We start from the raw sequence: 18,821 nt of genomic DNA, 5'->3' as shown, positions 1-18,821 counted from the left end.
GCGTAAAAATTGCCACAAGCCTCAGTGCCTGTAAACGAGATAAACGGAGAATTCGTGGTAATTGAGTCTGTTTAGCTGCTGCTCAGAGTGCAGTTGCCGCATTGTTCGACATCAGGAATGCGATAACGCTGGCAACAGCTACGACGGACCAGTTCGCCATTACGCGGGATCATAGTGCGATAGAGCGGATTTTCACTGCCATCCAGCAGTCGCTGGTTAAAGAATAGCGACTGCTCCAGTTGCAGCACCAGCGTCTCATCAATCTGACTTTTCAGCTCACCCAGGAACCACTGGAATGAGTAGCCCATGTTGTTCCAGATGAGTCGGGCGTTGATATCACCATGCTGGGTAATACCATTAACCACCGGGATCAGATGCTGCTGGATCAGCCGATCAATGCGCTGCTGAGGATTAAGATAGCGGGCTTCTTCATCTTCCTGCACATCAATCCAGAACGTGGCCGGATGACCATTGTCATGAAAACCGACACGAATATGCTCTGGCGAGCAGTCCAGCGCGCGCGACTCCTGCAACAACGCCATGATCAGCGATGGCAGCAGCAGGCCAAAATACCATTGCGCCCAGAGAGAGAGCACTGGCTTTGCTTCACGCACCGCATCAGGATGATCGCGATAGAGATAATCGCTGTAACGCCGGATAAGTGGGGCAAAGGCCTCTGATTGTGACCAGGCTGCGAGAGTCAGCGTCTCGCGCGGAGCTGGCTGGCTAAATCTTATCGAATCAAGCAGATAGCTACGCTGCTGTTGCAGGCGGTCATGCAGACTTTCCGCCAGTGGACGGTCATTCTGCCGGAAGATCATCGACTGAGCGTTGAAACGCTGTTCCTGAGCTGAAACGGTTGCCATGACGACTCGCGAAAAGTGTAGATAAGAAAGCAAATGATAATCGTTATTGATTAACTCTACAAGTCGCGTAAAAAAACGTCGCTGCTGGCGGGAAAATGGCAGGTGTTAAGGCTTGTTATCTGATCGGACCGAGCCGCAAAGAACCGGGCTTAGCGAGGCTGCTCATCGAACGTGCCAGGCTGAATCAGGCATGTTCGCTGGTGGTCTGATGCTGTTGTCGGGGTAAGTCTTCCCAGGCAAGAATGGTATTCCGCCCCTGATTCTTAGCCACATACAATGCGCTGTCCGCATTCGCTACCGCCAGATCAAAGTCGTTGTCGTAAATAGGCGCGATACCCGCGCTGATGGTAACGTGAGTTGAAACGGTCTCATTGAAAAGATGGGGGATTTCTAAATCCAGCACATACTGCCGGATCCGCTCAGCCAGTTTTATGGCGATAGAACTGTTCACATTGGTCATCAGCACCAGAAACTCTTCGCCGCCATAGCGGGTGACGACATCGCGCGAACGCACCGCGTCACGAATAGCCACAGAGACCCGCGCCAGCGCCTGGTCGCCCATCGCATGCCCATAATTATCGTTGTAGGCCTTAAAATGATCGATATCCAGCAGCAGCACATAGTGGCTGCCAGCATGGTTTTCCAGAATATTATCGAGCCGGTTCTTCAGGCCACGGCGATTATACAGGCCGGTCAGCGGGTCGAGCATACTGAGATCGCTGAAGGTCTCTTTCTCTTCATAAAGTTGATGCATCAGACGCAGGGTAAAGTTATCGGCACGACGGCGCATCAGATGCTGAAGTGAGAAACCAATCAGCGGCAGGGTAATGGTCAGCAGAATCAGCGGCAGATGTTGCGCATTGTCGAGCAGCAATACGGTAAGCACCGGCGGGGCGACATGCAGACAAAAAGCGCCCAGATAATCGCTCAGGGCAATGGCACTGATAAATAACACACTGATCAAACTGATAATAAGAAAGCCGCGATCAAAATAGAATACCTGATGAAAGCGATAATTAATGTGCCACGCCCAGAGCATTCCCAGCACCAGCGCCACAGGATTTAAAAGTGGGAGTTTTACTTTAGGCAATATTAAATGGGTAATTAACATCACACCGCTAAAAGCCGCGACACACATTACCGGCAGGGTGGTATCGCTTGTTTTATTACTCATTATTGGCAGAAGATAAAATAGCGAAACGGCGATATTTAAAAACAGAAAAAGCATCACTGAAAGCCGGTATTTACTCTGTTTCAGTTCTTCATATGATTGTAATTTCATTATAAATACTCGTGACGACCCTGAAATACCAAAGCGCAAGCCAGCATAAAGAGGGTATGCCAGACCGTGAGCAAATTATTGCTGGTGCTGTTATTAAAGGTGTTATAGGCCGCAATCTAGCATTTTCCAACTGGTCTGTCATCTTCTTGCCGGGCGCAAAAAACAGGCTGCATAGCAGGCAAAACTGTCATATGATAATGGGAATGCTTATCATTTGAGGTTTGCGTCATGGGGATAGCGATTATTGCGGCCTGCGGCCTGTGGGGCGTCAGCTGGACACTGGGTAAAAAACTGGATAGTGCGTGGGGCGTATTATTGCCCTGCATCGCGCTGCCGGTGTTCGCCTTATGGGAACCGAGCTTCAGCCAGTGGCGGCTGGTAATGACGGTTGCGCTGCTGCTGACTGTGGTGATGCTGTTTAACCAGCGTCTGCGTCACTATCTGCTGCTGCCATCGTGTCTGGCATTAGCGGGTGGACTGGCAGCGGTCTCTGTGAATTTTCATCTGATTTAATACAGGCGGAACGCGTTAAAACGGGCGGGCAGGTTAAAGCGACTGCAAAACGTAACGTAACCGGGAAACTAAACAGAGCAGGGGATAAAACGAATCTGCATCAGCAGCAGAGGGGGACGAGCGGGAAAAGCGTGAGGATGACAACGTTGGTGCGAAGAGAGGGACTTGAACCCTCACGTCCGTTAAGACACTAACACCTGAAGCTAGCGCGTCTACCAATTCCGCCACCTTCGCATCGAGTTGTCTGTTCATATCACCGCAATGGTGCGAAGAGAGGGACTTGAACCCTCACGTCCGTTAAGACACTAACACCTGAAGCTAGCGCGTCTACCAATTCCGCCACCTTCGCGCAGTGCTCGCGATATGAAACATGTGATTTTGGTGCGAAGAGAGGGACTTGAACCCTCACGTCCGTTAGGACACTAACACCTGAAGCTAGCGCGTCTACCAATTCCGCCACCTTCGCATACCGGTAACATCCTGAGAATGTTACAACCACGGAGGCGCATTCTAGAGATTTTACTCTTTGCGTCAACAACTATTTCGTCGGGCTGAAACGATCGCTGTAAAAAGCAACGTTTTCAGCCCGGCAACGCGGTTAATGCTGGCAAAAGCCCTTAGCGCGTTTTGGCACCGCGACCATAGACGGCGCGGTAAACTTTAAAGCGACCGGTTTGTGCGATGACTTCGTGGCTGCCGAAGGCTTCATCCAGCGCCTGCGGATAAGGCAGGAAGGTGTTCGCGACGATACGCAACTCGCCACCGGTGTTCAGGTGCTTCACCGCGCCCCGGATCAGTGCCTGTGCGGCGTCGAGACTGGTCTGGGTGCCTTCATGGAACGGCGGGTTAGAGATAATCATGTCGAAACGGCCGGTCACGTCAGAGAAGACGTTGCTGGCGAAGACTTCACCCTCGATGCCATTGGCAGCCAGCGTCAGTTTACTCGCTTCAATGGCGGCCGCGTGCACGTCGCACAGCCACAGCCGTACTTTAGGCGAACGGGCAGGCAGCGAGGCGGCAATCACGCCCGCGCCACAGCCCATGTCCAGCACTTTACCTTTGGTGTGCGGAGTAAAGGTCGACAGCAGCAGGGCACTGCCGCTATCCAGGCCGTCACGGCTGAAGACGCCTGGCAGGGTATGAATTGTCAGACCATCCAGCTGATACTGATGACCAAAGGTGCTGGCATCAAACTCAGGTTGCGTGTCGAGGCGACCGTGGTAGAGACCACAGCGACGCGCGCTGTCGATCTTCTCCAGTTTCACCCACGACTCTATCATGCCTTCGGCACTGCGGACGCCGCTGCGGTTTTCACCCACCACGAACACGTCACAACCCACTGGCAGCATAGAGAGCAGGTTCTCCAGCTGGAACTGTACTTCCGGCTTATTCTTGGTCCAGAAGTAGACCAGGGTATCGCATCCCTGCACATCTTCCGGCTGCGCAACCATTCCGTAACGCGCCTGCTCGCCCATACGGCGGCTCAGGTTTTGCCAGTGATGATATTGCTGGGTGTGAACGCGCGACGAGGCGGTTTCCAGCTGAGCGGGCAGGTCATCCTGCAGATCGCCAGCAAATAAAACATGGCGGGCGGTAAATTCATCACTGTGGCGCAGAATGACTTCGCTGGCCGGGGTAAAAGCAGACATGTAGGGCTCCTGTAAGATCTGAGCGGGGATTATAGTGGTTTGTTGGCGCATGTTCGATGGGTTTGCTAGCATAGCGTCGCATTCAGGCAGCAGAACAGGTAACACCATGACGTCCAGGCGCGACTGGCTTTTACAGCAAATGGGAATTACGCAGTACCAACTGCGCCGCCCGCGCGTGCTTCAGGGCGAAATTGCCGTCACGCTGGCACCGGACACGCAATTGATTATTGTCGCTGACGCGCCACCCGGTCTGCATGAACCGCTGATGCGCGACGTGCTGCATGCGCTCAATCTGCAACCCGCTCAGGTGATGACCGTGACGCCGGATCAGCTGCAAATGCTGCCCGAAACGCTGAACTGCGCGGGCTGGCTGCTCGGCGTAGAGAGCGAACAGACTTTCAATGGCGTGGCATTAACCAGCGCCTCTTTTAATGAACTCATCAGCAGCGGCGTCGCCAAACGCGCGCTCTGGCAACAGATGTGTAACCATGACAGCCATCTCTTTACTCACCCCTGATGATCTGGCGCAGGCCTTCGCCATTGAGTGTCGTAGCCACGCATTTCCCTGGAGTGAAAAGACGTTTGCCAGCAATCAGGGTGAGCGCTTTATCAATTTACGTCTCGACGTTGACGGCAAAATGGCCGCCTTTGCCATTACACAGGTGGTACTGGACGAAGCCTCGCTGTTTAACATTGCGGTCGATCCCGCTTTTCAGCGCCGGGGATATGGCCGTCAGCTGTTGCAGCATTTGATCGATGAGTTGATCAAACGCGATGTGCTGACGCTGTGGCTGGAAGTGCGGGCTTCGAACCTGCCTGCCATCGCGCTCTATGAGCAGCTTGGATTCAATCAGGTCAGTCGTCGCCCCAACTATTATCCCACCGCCAGCGGCCGTGAAGATGCCATTCTCATGGCCCTGACGCCGTAGTGGTATTAAGGAGCTTTAATGATAGATAACTGGGACTGCATCCTATTTGATGCCGACGATACCCTTTTTCATTTCGACGCCTATGCCGGTTTGCAGCGCCTGTTCGCCGGTTATGACGTGCAGTTCACCGACCAGGATTACAGCGATTATCAGGCGATCAACAAACCGCTGTGGGTCGATTATCAGAACGGCACTATCTCAGCGTTACAGTTGCAGACTCAGCGTTTCAATCACTGGAGCGAAAAGCTCAGCGTTGCGCCAGAGATTCTCAACAGCGGCTTCCTGAGTGCGATGGGAGAGATCTGCACGCCGCTGCCGGGTGCGGTCAGCCTGATGAACCAGCTGCATGGCAAAGTAAAGATGGGGATCATTACCAATGGCTTTACCGCGCTGCAGCAGACGCGTCTGGAACGCACCGGTTTTCGTGATTACTTCTCGGCGCTGGTGATTTCCGAGCAGGTCGGCCTGCCCAAACCGGCGCCAGAGATTTTTGATTACGCGCTGAATCTGATGGGTAACCCGGATCGTGAGCGGGTGCTGATGGTGGGTGATACGCCAGAGTCAGACATTCTGGGCGGCATGAATGCCGGCATTAAAACCTGCTGGCTCGATCATGGCACCCGGCCGCTGCCGGAACCAATTAAGCCCACCTGGCAGGTCAAATCGCTAGGTGAGCTGGAAGCGCTGCTCATCGGCTAACGGAAAACGTCTCGCAAATCCGTATCGTTACCATAAAAAAGGCCCGCACCGCGGGCCTTTTCGTTTTATCTTTACCACAGCCGCAACGTTACTCTTTCTTCTCGTCGTCCTCATCCCGATCTTCTTTCACCGGGGTGCTGGCGGTGAGCAGGAACGGCGACTGCTGCCAGCGGGTGCGGCGATGGCGCAGCAGAGTGCGGGAGAGAATAATGCCGATCGCCAGCGCCAGCAGCATCATCAGACGCAGAATATTGGTGGTGTTATCGACCTGATGCGAGTCGGTGACCAGCACATGGGTATCCAGCGTCACACGTAAAAAGCCCAGCGGGCCATCAGTTCCGGCCAGTGGCTGCACAATCTGATGGTTGAAATAGCTGCCCGCGCGCTGACCATCGAGCGCCAGCCGATCACGCACATTGATGTTTTCACCGCTGTGCGCCACCAGGCTGCCGTCGCCGTCATACACCGACGCATCCAGAATACGGCTGTTAGCCGTCATCTGATTAAGAATGGCTTCTATCTGAGTGCGATTATTTTCACTGTTGTCCATCAACGGCTTAAGACTAAACGCCACCTGGCTGGTCAGCGTATGCGCCAGCTCCTCGACCTGTTCAGAACGTGCCGCCTGGTGGCCGAGGCTGAACCAGGATGCGCCCTGCATCAGGACGACCAGCAGCGCCATCGAGATGAGAACGATCACGGTACGATGTAAGCGAAATTTCAGTGCGGTTTTAGCCATTAATCATCCGGGTCATATCACAACAGAAAGCCTGGAGATTATGTTGCCAGAAGCGGCGCAGACAAGGTAGCCTCTTGCGTGGTTTTGTTGTCCCTACAGGAGCTCTGATGCCAAATCGTTTAACCTGGTGCGATCTTCCCGCCGATGTCTCCCTCTGGCCGGGTTTGCCCCTTTCTCTTAGCGGTGATGAAGTGATGCCGCTGGATTATCGCGCTGGCCGCACCGGCTGGCTGCTGTATGGCCGCGGGCTGGATAAGCAAAAGCTGACCGATTACCAGCATCATCTGGGTGCGGCGATGGTGATCGTCAGCGCCTGGAACGTCGATGAGTATCAGGTGATTCGCCTGGCGGGATCGCTGACGCCGTTTGCCAGCCAACTGGCGCACGACGCCGGGCTGGACGTGGCGCCGCTGGGCAAAATCCCGCATCTCAAAACACCAGGCCTGCTGGTCATGGATATGGACTCCACTGCGATTCAGATCGAATGCATTGACGAGATCGCCAGACTGGCAGGCTGCGGCGAGCAGGTGGCAGAAGTGACGGAACGCGCAATGCGCGGCGAACTCGATTTCACCGCCAGCCTGCGTCAGCGTGTCGCCACGCTGCAGGGCGCGGACGCCAATATTCTGAAACAGGTGCGTGATGCGCTGCCGTTAATGCCAGGCTTAACGACGCTGACGCAGAAACTGCAGGCGCTGGGCTGGCAGGTTGCTATCGCATCCGGCGGCTTTACCTACTACGCCGACTACCTGCGCGACAAACTGCATCTGTCGGCGGTAGTGGCAAATGAACTCGAAATTCGCGACGGCAAACTGACCGGCAACGTGCTGGGTCCGGTTGTCGATGCACAATACAAAGCCGATACCCTGAAAAAGCTGGCGCAGCGTTTTGACATCGCGCCGGAACAGACGGTGGCGATCGGCGATGGTGCCAATGACCTGCTGATGATCAAAGCCTCAGCACTGGGCATTGCGTTCCATGCTAAACCTAAGGTGAATGAGCAGACTGCGGTCACCATTCGCCATGCCGATCTAATGGGGGTGTTCTGCATCCTCACCGGCAGCCTGATCCACGAAGAGCGTTAACTGAGGTATTGATTTGGCCAAAGCGGCAAAACGCGCATTTGTCTGTAACGAATGTGGCGCAGATTACCCACGCTGGCAGGGGCAATGCAGCGCCTGCCACGCCTGGAACACTATCACCGAGGTGCGCATTGCCGCCTCGCCCGCCGCTGCGCGTAACGAGCGCCTGAGTGGCTATGCCGGCAGCGCCGGAACCAGCCGGGTGCAGAAGCTCTCTGAAATCAGCCTGGAGGCGTTACCGCGCTTCTCGACCAGCTTCAAAGAGTTTGACCGTGTGCTGGGTGGCGGGGTGGTGCCAGGCAGCGCCATTCTGATTGGCGGCAGTCCTGGTGCAGGTAAATCCACGCTGCTGCTGCAGGTGATGTGCCGGTTGTCAGAGGGGATGAAAACCCTTTACGTCACGGGTGAAGAGTCACTGCAGCAGGTGGCAATGCGTGCCCATCGCCTGGGATTACCCACCGAAAATGTGAATATGCTGTCGGAAACCAGCATCGAACAGATCTGCCTGATCGCCGAACAGGAACAACCGCAACTGATGGTGATCGACTCCATTCAGGTCATGCACATGGCGGAAATCCAGTCATCACCGGGCAGCGTTGCTCAGGTGCGGGAAACCGCCGCTTACCTGACGCGCTTCGCCAAAACGCGTGGCGTGGCGATCATCATGGTGGGTCACGTCACCAAAGATGGCTCGCTGGCCGGGCCGAAGGTACTTGAGCACTGTATCGACTGTTCAGTCCTGCTGGATGGCGATGCTGACTCCCGCTTCCGTACCCTGCGCAGTCATAAAAACCGCTTCGGCGCGGTCAATGAGCTGGGCGTGTTTGCCATGACCGAGCAGGGCATGCGTGAAGTCAGCAACCCATCCGCTATCTTCCTGTCGCGTGGCGAAGAGATCACTTCAGGCAGTTCGGTCATGGTGCTGTGGGAGGGGACGCGCCCACTGCTGGTGGAGATTCAGGCGCTGGTCGATCACTCCATGATGGGCAATCCGCGCCGCGTGGCAGTGGGGCTGGAGCAGAACCGCCTGGCGATTCTGCTGGCCGTTTTACACCGTCATGGCGGATTGCAGATGGCGGATCAGGATGTGTTCGTCAACGTGGTTGGCGGCGTTAAAGTGACTGAAACCAGTGCTGATCTGGCGCTGATGCTGTCGATGGTATCGAGCCTGCGGGATCGTCCTTTGCCGCAGGATCTGGTGATCTTCGGCGAAGTGGGACTGGCCGGAGAGATCCGTCCGGTGCCCAGCGGGCAGGAGCGCATCTCTGAAGCGGCGAAGCATGGCTTCAAACGCGCCATTGTACCGGCAGGGAACGCACCGAAAAAACCGATTGCCGGGATGCAGGTTTTCAGCGCGAAGAAGCTGGCGGATGCGCTGGCGATTCTGGACGATCTGTAACGCGCCTGCGGCCTGTCAGCGGAAAGCCGCTGACAGGCCGCCCCCACCTTAACCGCATTGATGCAGGAGGCACGACATGTCGTCATTTGATTATCTGAAAACGGCCATTCGCCAGCAGGGCCATACGCTGCAACAGGTCGCTGATGCCAGCGGCATGACCAAAGGCTATCTGAGCCAGTTACTTAATGCCAAAATCAAAAGCCCCAGCGCGCAAAAGCTGGAAGCGCTGCACCGCTTTCTGGGGCTGGAGTTTCCTCGCCGCGATAAAACCGTGGGCGTGGTATTTGGCAAGTTCTATCCGCTGCACACCGGCCACATCTATCTGATTCAGCGCGCCTGTAGCCAGGTCGATGAGCTGCATATCATCATGGGTTATGACGAGCCGCGTGACCGCGAACTGTTTGAGAACAGCGCGATGTCACAACAGCCCACGGTCAGCGACCGCCTGCGCTGGCTGCTGCAGACCTTTAAATATCAGAAAAATATCCGCATTCACGCCTTTGACGAGGAGGGGATTGAACCCTATCCACACGGCTGGGATGTCTGGAGTGAAGGTGTCAGCGCCTTCCTCAGTGAGCACGGTATTGCGCCGGACTGCATCTACACCAGCGAAGCGCCCGATGCGGAGATGTATCAGCAGCATCTGGGCATTCAGACCGTACTGGTCGATCCCAACCGATCCTTTATGAGCATCAGTGGCGCGCAGATTCGTCAGGATCCGTTCCGCTTCTGGGATTACATTCCTACGGAAGTGAAACCCTTCTTTGTGCGCACCGTGGCGATCCTCGGTGGAGAATCGAGCGGTAAATCGACCCTGGTGAATAAACTCGCCAACATCTTCAACACCACCAGTGCCTGGGAATATGGCCGCGACTATGTCTTCTCCCACCTGGGCGGTGACGAAATGGCGCTGCAATATTCTGATTACGACAAAATCGCGCTGGGGCAGGCGCAGTACATCGACTTCGCTGTCAAATACGCGAATAAAGTGGCGTTTATCGACACCGACTTTGTGACCACGCAGGCGTTTTGTCTGAAATATGAAGGGCGTGAACATCCTTTTGTTCAGGCTCTGATCGATGAATATCGCTTTGATCTGGTGATTCTGCTGGAGAACAACGTGCCCTGGGTCGCGGATGGATTGCGCAGCCTGGGCAGTTCAGTGGATCGACGGGAGTTTCAGTCGATGCTGGTGACAATGCTGCGTGAAAACAACATCGAATTCCTGCACGTGCAGGAAGACGATTACGACGCCCGCTTCCTGCGTTGCATCGAGCTGGTAAAAGGGATGCTGGGCGAGAAAAACGCCCAGCCGTAACGCAGGCTTTGATCCGGTCTGCCGCAGGGCAGCCGGGTCAGTGCATTAATAGACCATCACCACTTTGCCGCGCATGTGGCCTTCCAGCACGCGCTGATGGGCGGCGGTTAAGGTCTCAACGCTTAAGCCGTGCAGCGTCTCGCTCAGTGTGGTTTGCAGCTTACCTTCATCCAGCAATGCCGATACCGCATCCAGAATCTCGCCCTGACGCGCCATATCCGGCGTGTTGAACATGCTGCGGGTGTACATCAGCTCGAAGTGCAGGGCAGCGCTCTTCAGCTTCAGCTGATCCATCGACAGCGGATGTTCGTTTTCCACGATGGTGCAGATATGACCCTGCGGCGCGATCAGCTTCGCCATCGTCTCCCAGTGACCATCGGTATCATTCAGGCAGAAGATATAATCGACCTGCTTAATGCCCTGTTTCTCCAGCTCACCAGGCATATCTTTGTAGTTGATCACCAGATCGGCGCCGCGATCGCGGCACCACTGGGCGGAATCTTCACGCGAGGCGGTCGCAATGATCTTTACCTTACTGCGCAGCTTCGCCAGTGGGATCGCCAGCGATCCGACACCGCCCGCGCCGCCCACGATCAGCAGGGTCTGATCTTCCGTTGCTGTTTCGAGGTTCAGTCGCTCAAACAGGCCTTCCCAGGCGGTCAGCGCCGTCAGCGGGATCGCGGCCGACTGCGCCCAGTCCAGGCTCTCAGGCTTGTGACCGGTGATGCGTGAATCCACCAGCTGCTCGGTGCTGTTACTGCCAGGACGGGTCAGATCGCCAGCATAGAAGACTTCATCGCCAGGCTTAAAATTACTGACTTTACTGCCCACTTCCAGTACGACACCGCTGGCATCCCAGCCGAGGATGCGTGGCTGTTGTATGCCGTTTTTCTTCGCCCCTTTATGAACCTTGGTATCAACCGGGTTAACTGACGCGGCTTTGACTTCAACCCGCAGGTCATACTCACCTGGCGTTGGGGTTTCAGGGAAAATTTCAGTGAAGTTTTCAGGATTTTCGGGATTAACTGCGATAGCGCGAATAGACATAAAGTTTCTCCTTAGTAAGTGACTTAAGTGTAGAACGTGGTTTTAGCGGTGATAAGATGGACAATCTTTCATAGAGTGTTCGTCTGAGGTGAACAATGGCATTTCGTCAGTGGCAGGATATGGCGCTGTTTGCGCTGGTGGCGGAGTGCGGCAGTTTTACCGGTGCGGCGGAACGCGCGGGTCTGCCCAAATCAAGCGTCAGTCAGCGCATCAGCCAGCTGGAGCAGCGTCTGGGGATTCGTCTGCTGAACCGCACCACCCGTCAGCTCAATCTGACCTTTGCTGGTGAGCGCTATCTGCTGCATTGCCAGGAGATGATGCAGGCCAGTGAACGCGCCGATCAGGCGATCGCCAGTCTGCGGGAAAACCCCAGCGGGCGTCTGCGCATCACCAGTCCGGCAGGGATTGGTGCCACTTTGCTGGCGCGTTGTAACGCGGAATTTTTACGTCTCTATCCTGATGTAACGCTGGATGTCTCGATCTCCGATGAGATGCGCGATCTGGTGCAGGAGGGCTTTGATGTGGCGCTTCGCACCGGTCAGCCGCAGGAGTCCTCGCTGATTGGCCGGCGAATCGGCAACTGCCCGCGACTGCTGGTCGCGTCACAGCACTATCTGAATCAGCATCCGCCGCTGCTTCATCCTCAGCAACTGTCGGCCCATCGCTGTATTGCGCATCGCGCCTGGAATGAATGGGTGTTGCAGCGCGAGGACGAGTTCTACCGCTGGCTGCTGCCGCCAGGCCATCTCACTGACAACTTACTCTATGCGCGCGAAGCTGCGCTGGGCGATGCGGGCATTACACTGCTGCCGCACTTTCTGACCGATGGGCCGCTGGCGGATCCCCGGCTGGTGCCGGTGCTGCCGGAGTGGGAAGCCGAGGGAAATGAGCTGTGGCTGGTCTATCCGGGTCGTAAGCTGAACTCACCTGCACTGGCGCGCTTTATTGAGTTCGCGCTGCAGTCTCCGGTGTTCAGCGAGTTTTATCGCTGATAGAGCCATAAAAAAAGGCGGCATCGCTGCCGCCCGTTTGTGCAATTACTTCGTCATACGTTTGTACTTGATGCGTTTCGGCTCCAGTGCGTCGGCGCCGAGAGTACGCTTCTTGTACTCTTCGTATTCGGTAAAGTTACCTTCGAAGAATTCGATATTACCTTCATCCTGGTAATCCAGAATGTGCGTGGCGATACGGTCCAGGAACCAGCGGTCATGCGAGATCACCATCGCACAGCCCGGGAACTCCAGCAGGGCGTTTTCCAGCGCGCGCAGGGTTTCAATGTCCAGGTCGTTGGTGGGTTCATCAAGCAGCAGCATGTTGCCGCCAACCTGCAGCAGCTTCGCGAGGTGCAGACGACCACGCTCACCACCCGACAGTTCGCCAACGCGTTTGCCCTGATCGACGCCTTTAAAGTTAAAGCGGCCGACATAGGCGCGGCTTGGCATCTCGGTGTTACCGATGCGCATGATGTCCTGACCGCCGGAAACCTCTTCCCACACAGTTTTGGAATTGTCCATGCTGTCACGGAACTGATCCACGGAGGCCAGCTTCACGGTTTCACCCAGTACAATCTCGCCGGAATCAGGTTGTTCCTGACCAGACATCATGCGGAACAGCGTCGATTTACCCGCGCCGTTTGGACCGATAATCCCAACAATCGCGCCTTTTGGCACGGAGAACGACAGATCGTCAATCAGTACACGGTCGCCATAGGACTTACGCAGATGGCTCACTTCCAGCACTTTGTCACCCAGACGGGCACCCGGCGGAATGAACAGTTCGTTAGTTTCGTTACGCTTCTGGTAGTCGGTGTTGTTCAGCTCTTCAAAGCGTGCCAGACGGGCTTTGCCTTTAGACTGCTGGCCTTTTGGCCCTTTGCGCACCCACTCCAGCTCTTTCTCAATCGACTTGCGACGCGCGGCTTCAGAAGAGGCTTCCTGCGCCAGACGTGCATCTTTCTGCTCCAGCCAGGAGGAGTAGTTGCCTTCCCACGGAATCCCTTCACCGCGGTCGAGTTCCAGAATCCAGCCTGCCACGTTATCCAGGAAGTAACGGTCATGCGTAATCGCGACGACGGTGCCTTCGAAGTCGTGCAGGAAGCGTTCCAGCCAGGCGACAGATTCGGCGTCCAGGTGGTTCGTCGGTTCGTCAAGCAGCAGCATGTCTGGTTTTTCCAGCAACAGGCGGCACAGGGCGACGCGGCGACGTTCACCACCGGAGAGGGTGGCGATTTTCGCGTCCCAGTCTGGCAGGCGCAGCGCATCGGCAGCACGTTCCAGCTGGGTGTTCAGGTTGTGACCATCGTGCGCCTGGATGATTTCTTCCAGACGGCCCTGCTCGGCGGCCAGCTTGTCGAAGTCTGCACCTTCTTCGGCATAGAGCGCATAAACTTCGTCGAGACGTTTCAGTGCGCCAACCACTTCTGACAGCGCTTCTTCAACCGACTCACGCACGGTGTGTTCAAGGTTAAGCTGCGGCTCCTGCGGCAGGTAGCCAATCTTAATACCTGGCTGCGGGCGCGCTTCCCCTTCGATATCTTTATCGATGCCGGCCATGATGCGCAGCAGGGTAGATTTACCCGCACCATTCAGACCAAGCACGCCGATTTTTGCGCCAGGGAAGAAGCTGAGTGAGATGTTTTTCAGGATATGTCGCTTCGGCGGAACCACTTTGCCGACGCGATGCATGCTATAGACGAATTGAGCCACGTTGGATTGAGCCTCTGGGTCTGTTGGTCGTTGGAATGATGTCGAAGTTTAGCCTTTTTCACCGTTTAATCCCAGCCGGAGGGCGGCGAATAATGTCCTGAAGGGAAGGACGCCCGACAATGTGTGGGATAACTGTCTGATTTGCACGCAACATCATCAGACGTGTCAGATGATCAGGAAGAGGCAGGCCTCAGGGCAGGCGAAGCGGTATCCCCTGCTGGGCCAGCCAGTTCTGCAACGCCTGATCGGGCGCGCTGTCACTCACCAGCAGATCGAAGCGCTGCAGCCCGGCAATGCGGGCGGGCAGCACTTTGCCATATTTACTGCTGTCAGCCACCAGTACGGATTTTCGGGCGCGCAGTATGGCGTGATGTTTCATCATTAGCTCATTGGTGTTGTAGCAGGTTGCCCCCTGATCTTTGTCGATGCCGGCGGCCGAGATAAAGGCCAGCGTCGGACAGAGATCGTCAAGGAGGGTGTGCACGCCAATCGGCGTAAACAGCGCATTGTCGGCATGAAACTCACCGCCGCTAAGGATGACGTGACAGGCCGGTTTCTCTTTCAGCGTCAGAAAGGTGTTCATGGCGCAACAGATGGCGGTAAATGACAGCGTGTCGGGAATGGCATCAACGATATAGGGCAGGGTAGTGCCACAGTCGAAAAAGACCGTATCGTTCTCGTTAATCAGGCTGGCCGCTGCCTGCGCCAGTCGCTGTTTTCTGGCGGCATTCTGCCCATGCTGATCGCTGACGAAATAGTGGCCAGCATGACTTTTCGGGTCGCTGACGATGTAGCCACCCAGCAGGACCACGCTGGAACCCGGCTCGGTTAAGTCGCGGCGAACCGTCATCTCTGAGACACCCAGCAACTGCGCCGCATCTTTGAGGTGCAGTTTGTCGGTGCGTTTAAGTGCCTGCGTCAGCTTATGAATGCGTTCGTCGCGCCGGGTTTCCATGGTCATCTCTTTGTTACCTATCCTGCAGTGCGGAGCAAAAACGCCGGAATCGGCGTCAATACGCTACAAACCTCACAGATTTGAATGAGTTGCGTCTCATCCGCCAGGCTGGTAGTCAATCTTACCCGCAATCTGTAAGGGCCGCAAACCTCCGCCGTGCGGCCACACCACAGGCGATCACGCCCCACAATCGCCACGGTCCATGATGTTATCTTGTTATAATAGTAACACTTTAAATCGCCTTTAATGCCGTTTATCCCCGAATTTAACCGTTTCAGGATGTGGTTTTTGTCACATATTTAACCTTTAAGAAAGGTTATTGTTACTTTAATAACATTTGAAATTTGAAAACATCCGGGAGAAATGGTCATGACAATTGCGGTCATCGGCTCAAACATGGTCGATCTGATTACCTATACCAACAGCCTGCCGAAAGCGGGCGAAACCCTTGAAGCGCCCGATTTTGCCATTGGCTGCGGCGGTAAAGGGGCTAACCAGGCGGTTGCGGCAGCAAAAATGGGTGGCAACGTGATGATGGTCAGCAAGGTCGGCGACGATCTTTTTGCGCCGAACACCGTGGCTAATCTGCAGCAGCAGGGCGTGGACACGCGCTTTGTTACCACCGCTCCGGGCACCTCCAGCGGCGTGGCACCGATTTTTGTCGATGACCAGTCGCAGAACCGCATTCTGATTATCAAAGGGGCCAACCAGCAGCTGAAACCAGCTGATATCGACGACGCTGCAGAGGCGCTGAAAACCTGTGAGCTGATCATCCTGCAGCTGGAGATCCCGCTCGAAACGGTCTATTACGCTATCGATTTTGCCCGCCAGCATCAGATCAACGTGATCCTGAATCCGGCACCGGCCGTTGCCACGCTGGATATTCAATACGCCTGCAAATGCGACTTCTTTATGCCGAACGAAACCGAGCTGGAGATCCTCACCGGCCTGCCGGTCAGCACTGATGAAGAGGTGATCCTGGCCGGACAATCGCTGCTTAAGCGCGGCCTTAAAAATCTGATCATCACCCTGGGCAGCCGGGGATCGGTCTGGATGAGCGGCGACAGGGTGCATCGCGTGGCCGCGACGCCTGTTCAGGCGGTCGACACCAGCGGCGCAGGTGATGCCTTTATCGGCTGTTTTGCGTATCTGCTGGTGGAAACCGGCGATGTGGCCGCCGCCATGACACAGGCTTCTGCGTATGCCGCCTGCAGCGTTACCGGGCGTGGCACCCAGTGTGCTTATCCCGACGCAGAGGCGTTTCAGCGTTTTCTCAACCGTAACTAAGGTTCTGCTATGCAACAGAAAATTGTTCAGCAATCTGATGGCTATCTGAATAAAACGCCGCTGTTCCAGTTCATTCTGCTGTCGTGCCTCTTTCCGCTCTGGGGCTGTGCGGCGAGTCTCAACGATATCCTGATCACCCAGTTTAAAAGCGTATTCGCCCTGAGCGACTTTGCCAGTGCGCTGGTGCAGAGCGCCTTTTATGGCGGCTATTTTCTGATTGCGATCCCTGCCTCGCTGGTGATCCGCAAAACCAGTTACAAGATGGCGATTATGATCGGTCTGGCGCTCTACATTGCTGGCTGTATCGCCTTTTATCCCGCTTCGCACATGGCGACCTATACCATGTTCCTCGCGGCGATCTTTGCCATCGCCATCGGCCTGAGCTTTCTGGAAACCGCAGCCAACACCTACAGCTCAATGATTGGCCATCGTGATCACGCCACGCTCCGTCTCAACGTCAGCCAGACCTTCTACCCGATTGGTGCGCTGATGGGGATTGTGCTGGGTAAATATCTGGTGTTTCAGGACGGCGATAGTCTGGAGAGTCAGATGGCGACCATGACGGCAGAGCAGGCGCATGCGTTCCGCCTGACGATGCTGGAGCACACGCTTGAGCCTTACAAATATCTGGTGATGGTGCTGGTGGTTGTGATGCTGCTGTTTATGTTCACCCGCTATCCGCGCTGCAAACCTGAGAGTAATGAGAAATCCCGGCCGTCACTGGGCGAGACCTTCCGCTATCTGGCTGCTAATCGTCACTTTAAACGCGGCATTGTGACCCAGTTCCTCTATGTTGGCATGCAGGTGGCCGTCTGGTCATTTACCATTCGTCTGGCGCTGACGCTGGGGGCGGCCAATGAACGTCATGCCTCTAACTTTATGATCTACAGCTTTGTCTGCTTCTTTATCGGCAAGTTCGTGGCGAACTTCCTGATGACCCGCTTCCGTGCCGAGAAGGTGCTGATCGCCTATTCGGTGCTGGGCGTACTGACGCTGGCCTATGTGATGCTGGTGCCGAACTTTACCGCCGTCTACGCCGCCGTCTTTGTCAGCGTGCTGTTTGGCCCCTGCTGGGCAACGATCTACGCCGGCACGCTGGCGACGGTCGAGAATAAATACACTGAAGTGGCAGGCGCGTTTATCGTGATGGCGATTGTCGGCGCGGCCTTTGTCCCGGCGCTGCAGGGTCTGATGTCTGACACGCTGGGCTCAATGCAGCTGGCGTTTGGTGTCTCGCTGCTCTGCTTCGCCTGGGTCGGATTCTACTTCTATGGCGAACTGCGCCATAAAAAACAGCCGGCTGCGGCCGGTCGTCTGGTGGAGGAGTTACCATGAGAACCCGTTTACCCTTAGCGCGTGATCAGTTTCACGCCACGCCGTGGGTACTGTTAGAGAGCGATGACTTCCGGGTTGAGCTGTTTCGCTACCCGGCGGGCATCGAGGCGGTACGCATTCATAACCGGCGCGGTAGCGTGACCGTGCTGCCGTTTCTCGGGCAGATGATCTGGGACGTGAAGTTTGACGATCATAACCTGACCATGGGCCACAGCTTTAAGCAGCCGCTGCCCGCGAATTCGATCATCGATACCTATGGCTGTTTTGCCTTTCATTCGGGGCTGCTGGCGAACGGCTGCCCCGCGCCAGAGGACAATCATCCGCTGCACGGTGAGATGGCCTGCGCCCGCATGGATAGCGCCTGGCTGGTGCTGGACGATCAGAGGCTGTCGCTGGAAGGGGAGTGTGAATATGTTAAAGGCTTCGGTCATCACTACCTTGCGGCACCCGCCGTCCGCATTCAGGCCGATCAGCCCCGTCTGACGATAGAGATGACGGTGACCAATCTGGCCGGTGCACCAATGCCGTTGCAGTATATGTGTCACCTCAACAGCGCGTGGATCGATCAGGGACGCTTCCGGCAGTCGATCCCCGAAGGGGCATTCCAGCTGCGTCGTTCGATCCCGGCGCACCTGCGACCGACGCCTGCCTGGCGGGATTACACGGATCAACTGGCGCGCGATCCACAGGCGTTACAACAGCTCGATCAGCCGCAACTCTGCGATCCGGAGATCGTCTTCTTCGCAGACGATCTGCCGCAGTATGGTGGTGAAGCCCAGTTTGAGCTGCATTCGCCCCAGGGCTATGCGTTGATGACGCGCTTCTCTACCGCGCAGTTCCCGCACGCTACCCGCTGGCTGCTGCACAACCATGACCAGCAGGTGGCGGCTTATATTCTGCCCGCTACCTGTCGGCCAGAGGGCTTTCTTGCCGCACAGCAGGCTGGCACGCTGATCACCCTGGCGAGCGGCGAACCGCGGCATTTCTCCGTGGAAACCGGTTTGCTGTGAGTGAAG

18 protein-coding genes and 3 tRNA genes are annotated in these 18,821 nt (G+C 55.9%); 11 read left to right on the top strand and 10 right to left on the bottom strand.

What is annotated here, in order from left to right; genetic code table 11:
- Window positions 1–71: 71 nt before the first annotated feature.
- Together fhuF and ACR8BF_RS16285 are read right to left on the bottom strand one after the other, a co-directional pair.
- Complete coding sequence (gene fhuF / locus ACR8BF_RS16290; RefSeq protein WP_179897524.1) at window positions 72–866, bottom strand: siderophore-iron reductase FhuF; 795 nt, start codon at window positions 864–866, stop codon at window positions 72–74.
- A gap of 184 nt (window positions 867–1,050) precedes the next feature.
- Window positions 1,051–2,148: a diguanylate cyclase gene (locus ACR8BF_RS16285; protein ID WP_434745280.1), complete on the bottom strand. Its 1,098-nt coding sequence runs from the start codon at window positions 2,146–2,148 to the stop codon at window positions 1,051–1,053.
- Window positions 2,149–2,376: 228 nt separating this feature from the next.
- Here ACR8BF_RS16285 and ACR8BF_RS16280 point away from each other — a divergent pair, with 228 nt between their 5' ends.
- Window positions 2,377–2,661, top strand: a complete 285-nt coding sequence (locus tag ACR8BF_RS16280) for a DUF1435 domain-containing protein (RefSeq protein WP_179897528.1) — start codon at window positions 2,377–2,379, stop codon at window positions 2,659–2,661.
- Window positions 2,662–2,808: 147 nt separating this feature from the next.
- Here ACR8BF_RS16280 and ACR8BF_RS16275 read toward each other — a convergent pair.
- The 4 genes from ACR8BF_RS16275 to rsmC form a co-directional block, all read right to left on the bottom strand.
- Window positions 2,809–2,895 (bottom strand) — tRNA-Leu (locus ACR8BF_RS16275).
- Window positions 2,896–2,923: 28 nt separating this feature from the next.
- Window positions 2,924–3,010, bottom strand: a tRNA-Leu gene (locus ACR8BF_RS16270).
- Between the two features lie 30 nt (window positions 3,011–3,040).
- Window positions 3,041–3,127 (bottom strand) — tRNA-Leu (locus tag ACR8BF_RS16265).
- A gap of 151 nt (window positions 3,128–3,278) precedes the next feature.
- Entirely contained in the window at window positions 3,279–4,310 is a 1,032-nt protein-coding gene (rsmC, locus tag ACR8BF_RS16260) for a 16S rRNA (guanine(1207)-N(2))-methyltransferase RsmC (RefSeq protein ID WP_179897529.1), read from the bottom strand.
- A gap of 106 nt (window positions 4,311–4,416) precedes the next feature.
- Between rsmC and ACR8BF_RS16255 the strand changes: the two genes are divergently transcribed.
- Genes ACR8BF_RS16255 through yjjG form a run of 3 tightly spaced genes read left to right on the top strand, consistent with a single transcriptional unit; the run spans window position 4,417 to window position 5,938 of the window.
- Window positions 4,417–4,827: a DNA polymerase III subunit psi gene (locus tag ACR8BF_RS16255; protein WP_022625367.1), complete on the top strand. Its 411-nt coding sequence runs from the start codon at window positions 4,417–4,419 to the stop codon at window positions 4,825–4,827.
- The gene (rimI, locus tag ACR8BF_RS16250) at window positions 4,799–5,239 is read left to right on the top strand and encodes a ribosomal protein S18-alanine N-acetyltransferase (protein ID WP_179897532.1); all 441 of its coding nucleotides are present in this window, start codon (window positions 4,799–4,801) and stop codon (window positions 5,237–5,239) included. The genes ACR8BF_RS16255 and rimI overlap by 29 nt, the downstream gene beginning before the upstream one ends.
- Before the next feature lie 18 nt (window positions 5,240–5,257).
- The gene (yjjG, locus tag ACR8BF_RS16245; RefSeq protein ID WP_313697628.1) at window positions 5,258–5,938 is read left to right on the top strand and encodes a pyrimidine 5'-nucleotidase; all 681 of its coding nucleotides are present in this window, start codon (window positions 5,258–5,260) and stop codon (window positions 5,936–5,938) included.
- 88 nt (window positions 5,939–6,026) lie between these two features.
- Here the strand turns inward: yjjG and ACR8BF_RS16240 are convergent, their stop codons facing one another.
- Window positions 6,027–6,677, bottom strand: a complete 651-nt coding sequence (locus ACR8BF_RS16240) for a YtjB family periplasmic protein (RefSeq protein WP_179897536.1) — start codon at window positions 6,675–6,677, stop codon at window positions 6,027–6,029.
- 107 nt (window positions 6,678–6,784) lie between these two features.
- Between ACR8BF_RS16240 and serB the strand changes: the two genes are divergently transcribed.
- The 3 genes from serB to nadR all read left to right on the top strand — a co-directional run bounded on the left by serB (window position 6,785) and on the right by nadR (window position 10,476).
- On the top strand, window positions 6,785–7,762 hold the full coding sequence (gene serB, locus ACR8BF_RS16235) for a phosphoserine phosphatase (protein ID WP_179897538.1): 978 nt from the start codon (window positions 6,785–6,787) through the stop codon (window positions 7,760–7,762).
- A 13-nt stretch (window positions 7,763–7,775) separates the two neighbouring features.
- Entirely contained in the window at window positions 7,776–9,158 is a 1,383-nt protein-coding gene (radA, locus tag ACR8BF_RS16230; RefSeq protein WP_098051563.1) for a DNA repair protein RadA, read from the top strand.
- Between the two features lie 76 nt (window positions 9,159–9,234).
- Entirely contained in the window at window positions 9,235–10,476 is a 1,242-nt protein-coding gene (nadR, locus tag ACR8BF_RS16225; protein WP_179897540.1) for a multifunctional transcriptional regulator/nicotinamide-nucleotide adenylyltransferase/ribosylnicotinamide kinase NadR, read from the top strand.
- 45 nt (window positions 10,477–10,521) lie between these two features.
- Here nadR and ACR8BF_RS16220 read toward each other — a convergent pair whose 3' ends face one another.
- Window positions 10,522–11,523, bottom strand: coding sequence for a zinc-binding alcohol dehydrogenase family protein (locus tag ACR8BF_RS16220; protein ID WP_179897542.1), 1,002 nt, complete (start codon window positions 11,521–11,523; stop codon window positions 10,522–10,524).
- 95 nt (window positions 11,524–11,618) lie between these two features.
- Here ACR8BF_RS16220 and ACR8BF_RS16215 point away from each other — a divergent pair, with 95 nt between their 5' ends.
- Window positions 11,619–12,515 (top strand): LysR family transcriptional regulator, encoded by an 897-nt coding sequence (locus ACR8BF_RS16215; protein WP_292985284.1) that lies wholly within the window; start codon window positions 11,619–11,621, stop codon window positions 12,513–12,515.
- A 45-nt stretch (window positions 12,516–12,560) separates the two neighbouring features.
- Here the strand turns inward: ACR8BF_RS16215 and ettA are convergent, their stop codons facing one another.
- Both ettA and deoR read right to left on the bottom strand, forming a co-directional pair.
- Window positions 12,561–14,228, bottom strand: a complete 1,668-nt coding sequence (gene ettA, locus ACR8BF_RS16210; RefSeq protein ID WP_179897546.1) for an energy-dependent translational throttle protein EttA — start codon at window positions 14,226–14,228, stop codon at window positions 12,561–12,563.
- 190 nt (window positions 14,229–14,418) lie between these two features.
- Window positions 14,419–15,183 carry a DNA-binding transcriptional repressor DeoR gene (gene deoR / locus ACR8BF_RS16205; RefSeq protein ID WP_313697617.1) on the bottom strand — a complete coding sequence of 255 codons (765 nt, stop codon included), beginning with the start codon at window positions 15,181–15,183 and terminating at the stop codon, window positions 14,419–14,421.
- A gap of 369 nt (window positions 15,184–15,552) precedes the next feature.
- Here deoR and rbsK point away from each other — a divergent pair, with 369 nt between their 5' ends.
- Genes rbsK through ACR8BF_RS16190 form a run of 3 tightly spaced genes read left to right on the top strand, consistent with a single transcriptional unit; the run spans window position 15,553 to window position 18,815 of the window.
- Window positions 15,553–16,470: a ribokinase gene (gene rbsK, locus ACR8BF_RS16200; RefSeq protein ID WP_434745279.1), complete on the top strand. Its 918-nt coding sequence runs from the start codon at window positions 15,553–15,555 to the stop codon at window positions 16,468–16,470.
- A gap of 9 nt (window positions 16,471–16,479) precedes the next feature.
- Window positions 16,480–17,805 (top strand): L-fucose:H+ symporter permease, encoded by a 1,326-nt coding sequence (gene fucP, locus ACR8BF_RS16195; RefSeq protein WP_179897551.1) that lies wholly within the window; start codon window positions 16,480–16,482, stop codon window positions 17,803–17,805.
- Window positions 17,802–18,815: an aldose 1-epimerase family protein gene (locus tag ACR8BF_RS16190; RefSeq protein WP_434745278.1), complete on the top strand. Its 1,014-nt coding sequence runs from the start codon at window positions 17,802–17,804 to the stop codon at window positions 18,813–18,815. The genes fucP and ACR8BF_RS16190 overlap by 4 nt, the downstream gene beginning before the upstream one ends.
- The last annotated feature ends 6 nt before the right edge of the window (window positions 18,816–18,821 follow it).

Origin of the sequence: Candidatus Pantoea rara (assembly GCF_051136265.1) — a bacterium.
GTDB lineage: Bacteria > Pseudomonadota > Gammaproteobacteria > Enterobacterales > Enterobacteriaceae > Pantoea > Pantoea rara.
Note: the sequence above shows the minus strand (reverse complement) of the source record. Positions and strands in the feature narration are given on the sequence as shown.

What these genes read in the sequence shown, in the direction of transcription:
- fhuF (WP_179897524.1), bottom strand. Translation starts at nt 866, where the DNA reads ATGGCAACCGTTTCAGCTCAGGAACAGCGTTTCAACGCTCAGTCGATG.
- ACR8BF_RS16285 (WP_434745280.1), bottom strand. Translation starts at nt 2,148, where the DNA reads ATGAAATTACAATCATATGAAGAACTGAAACAGAGTAAATACCGGCTT.
- ACR8BF_RS16280 (WP_179897528.1), top strand. Translation starts at nt 2,377, where the DNA reads ATGGGGATAGCGATTATTGCGGCCTGCGGCCTGTGGGGCGTCAGCTGG.
- rsmC (WP_179897529.1), bottom strand. Translation starts at nt 4,310, where the DNA reads ATGTCTGCTTTTACCCCGGCCAGCGAAGTCATTCTGCGCCACAGTGAT.
- ACR8BF_RS16255 (WP_022625367.1), top strand. Translation starts at nt 4,417, where the DNA reads ATGACGTCCAGGCGCGACTGGCTTTTACAGCAAATGGGAATTACGCAG.
- rimI (WP_179897532.1), top strand. Translation starts at nt 4,799, where the DNA reads ATGACAGCCATCTCTTTACTCACCCCTGATGATCTGGCGCAGGCCTTC.
- yjjG (WP_313697628.1), top strand. Translation starts at nt 5,258, where the DNA reads ATGATAGATAACTGGGACTGCATCCTATTTGATGCCGACGATACCCTT.
- ACR8BF_RS16240 (WP_179897536.1), bottom strand. Translation starts at nt 6,677, where the DNA reads ATGGCTAAAACCGCACTGAAATTTCGCTTACATCGTACCGTGATCGTT.
- serB (WP_179897538.1), top strand. Translation starts at nt 6,785, where the DNA reads ATGCCAAATCGTTTAACCTGGTGCGATCTTCCCGCCGATGTCTCCCTC.
- nadR (WP_179897540.1), top strand. Translation starts at nt 9,235, where the DNA reads ATGTCGTCATTTGATTATCTGAAAACGGCCATTCGCCAGCAGGGCCAT.
- ACR8BF_RS16220 (WP_179897542.1), bottom strand. Translation starts at nt 11,523, where the DNA reads ATGTCTATTCGCGCTATCGCAGTTAATCCCGAAAATCCTGAAAACTTC.
- ACR8BF_RS16215 (WP_292985284.1), top strand. Translation starts at nt 11,619, where the DNA reads ATGGCATTTCGTCAGTGGCAGGATATGGCGCTGTTTGCGCTGGTGGCG.
- deoR (WP_313697617.1), bottom strand. Translation starts at nt 15,183, where the DNA reads ATGGAAACCCGGCGCGACGAACGCATTCATAAGCTGACGCAGGCACTT.
- rbsK (WP_434745279.1), top strand. Translation starts at nt 15,553, where the DNA reads ATGACAATTGCGGTCATCGGCTCAAACATGGTCGATCTGATTACCTAT.
- fucP (WP_179897551.1), top strand. Translation starts at nt 16,480, where the DNA reads ATGCAACAGAAAATTGTTCAGCAATCTGATGGCTATCTGAATAAAACG.
- ACR8BF_RS16190 (WP_434745278.1), top strand. Translation starts at nt 17,802, where the DNA reads ATGAGAACCCGTTTACCCTTAGCGCGTGATCAGTTTCACGCCACGCCG.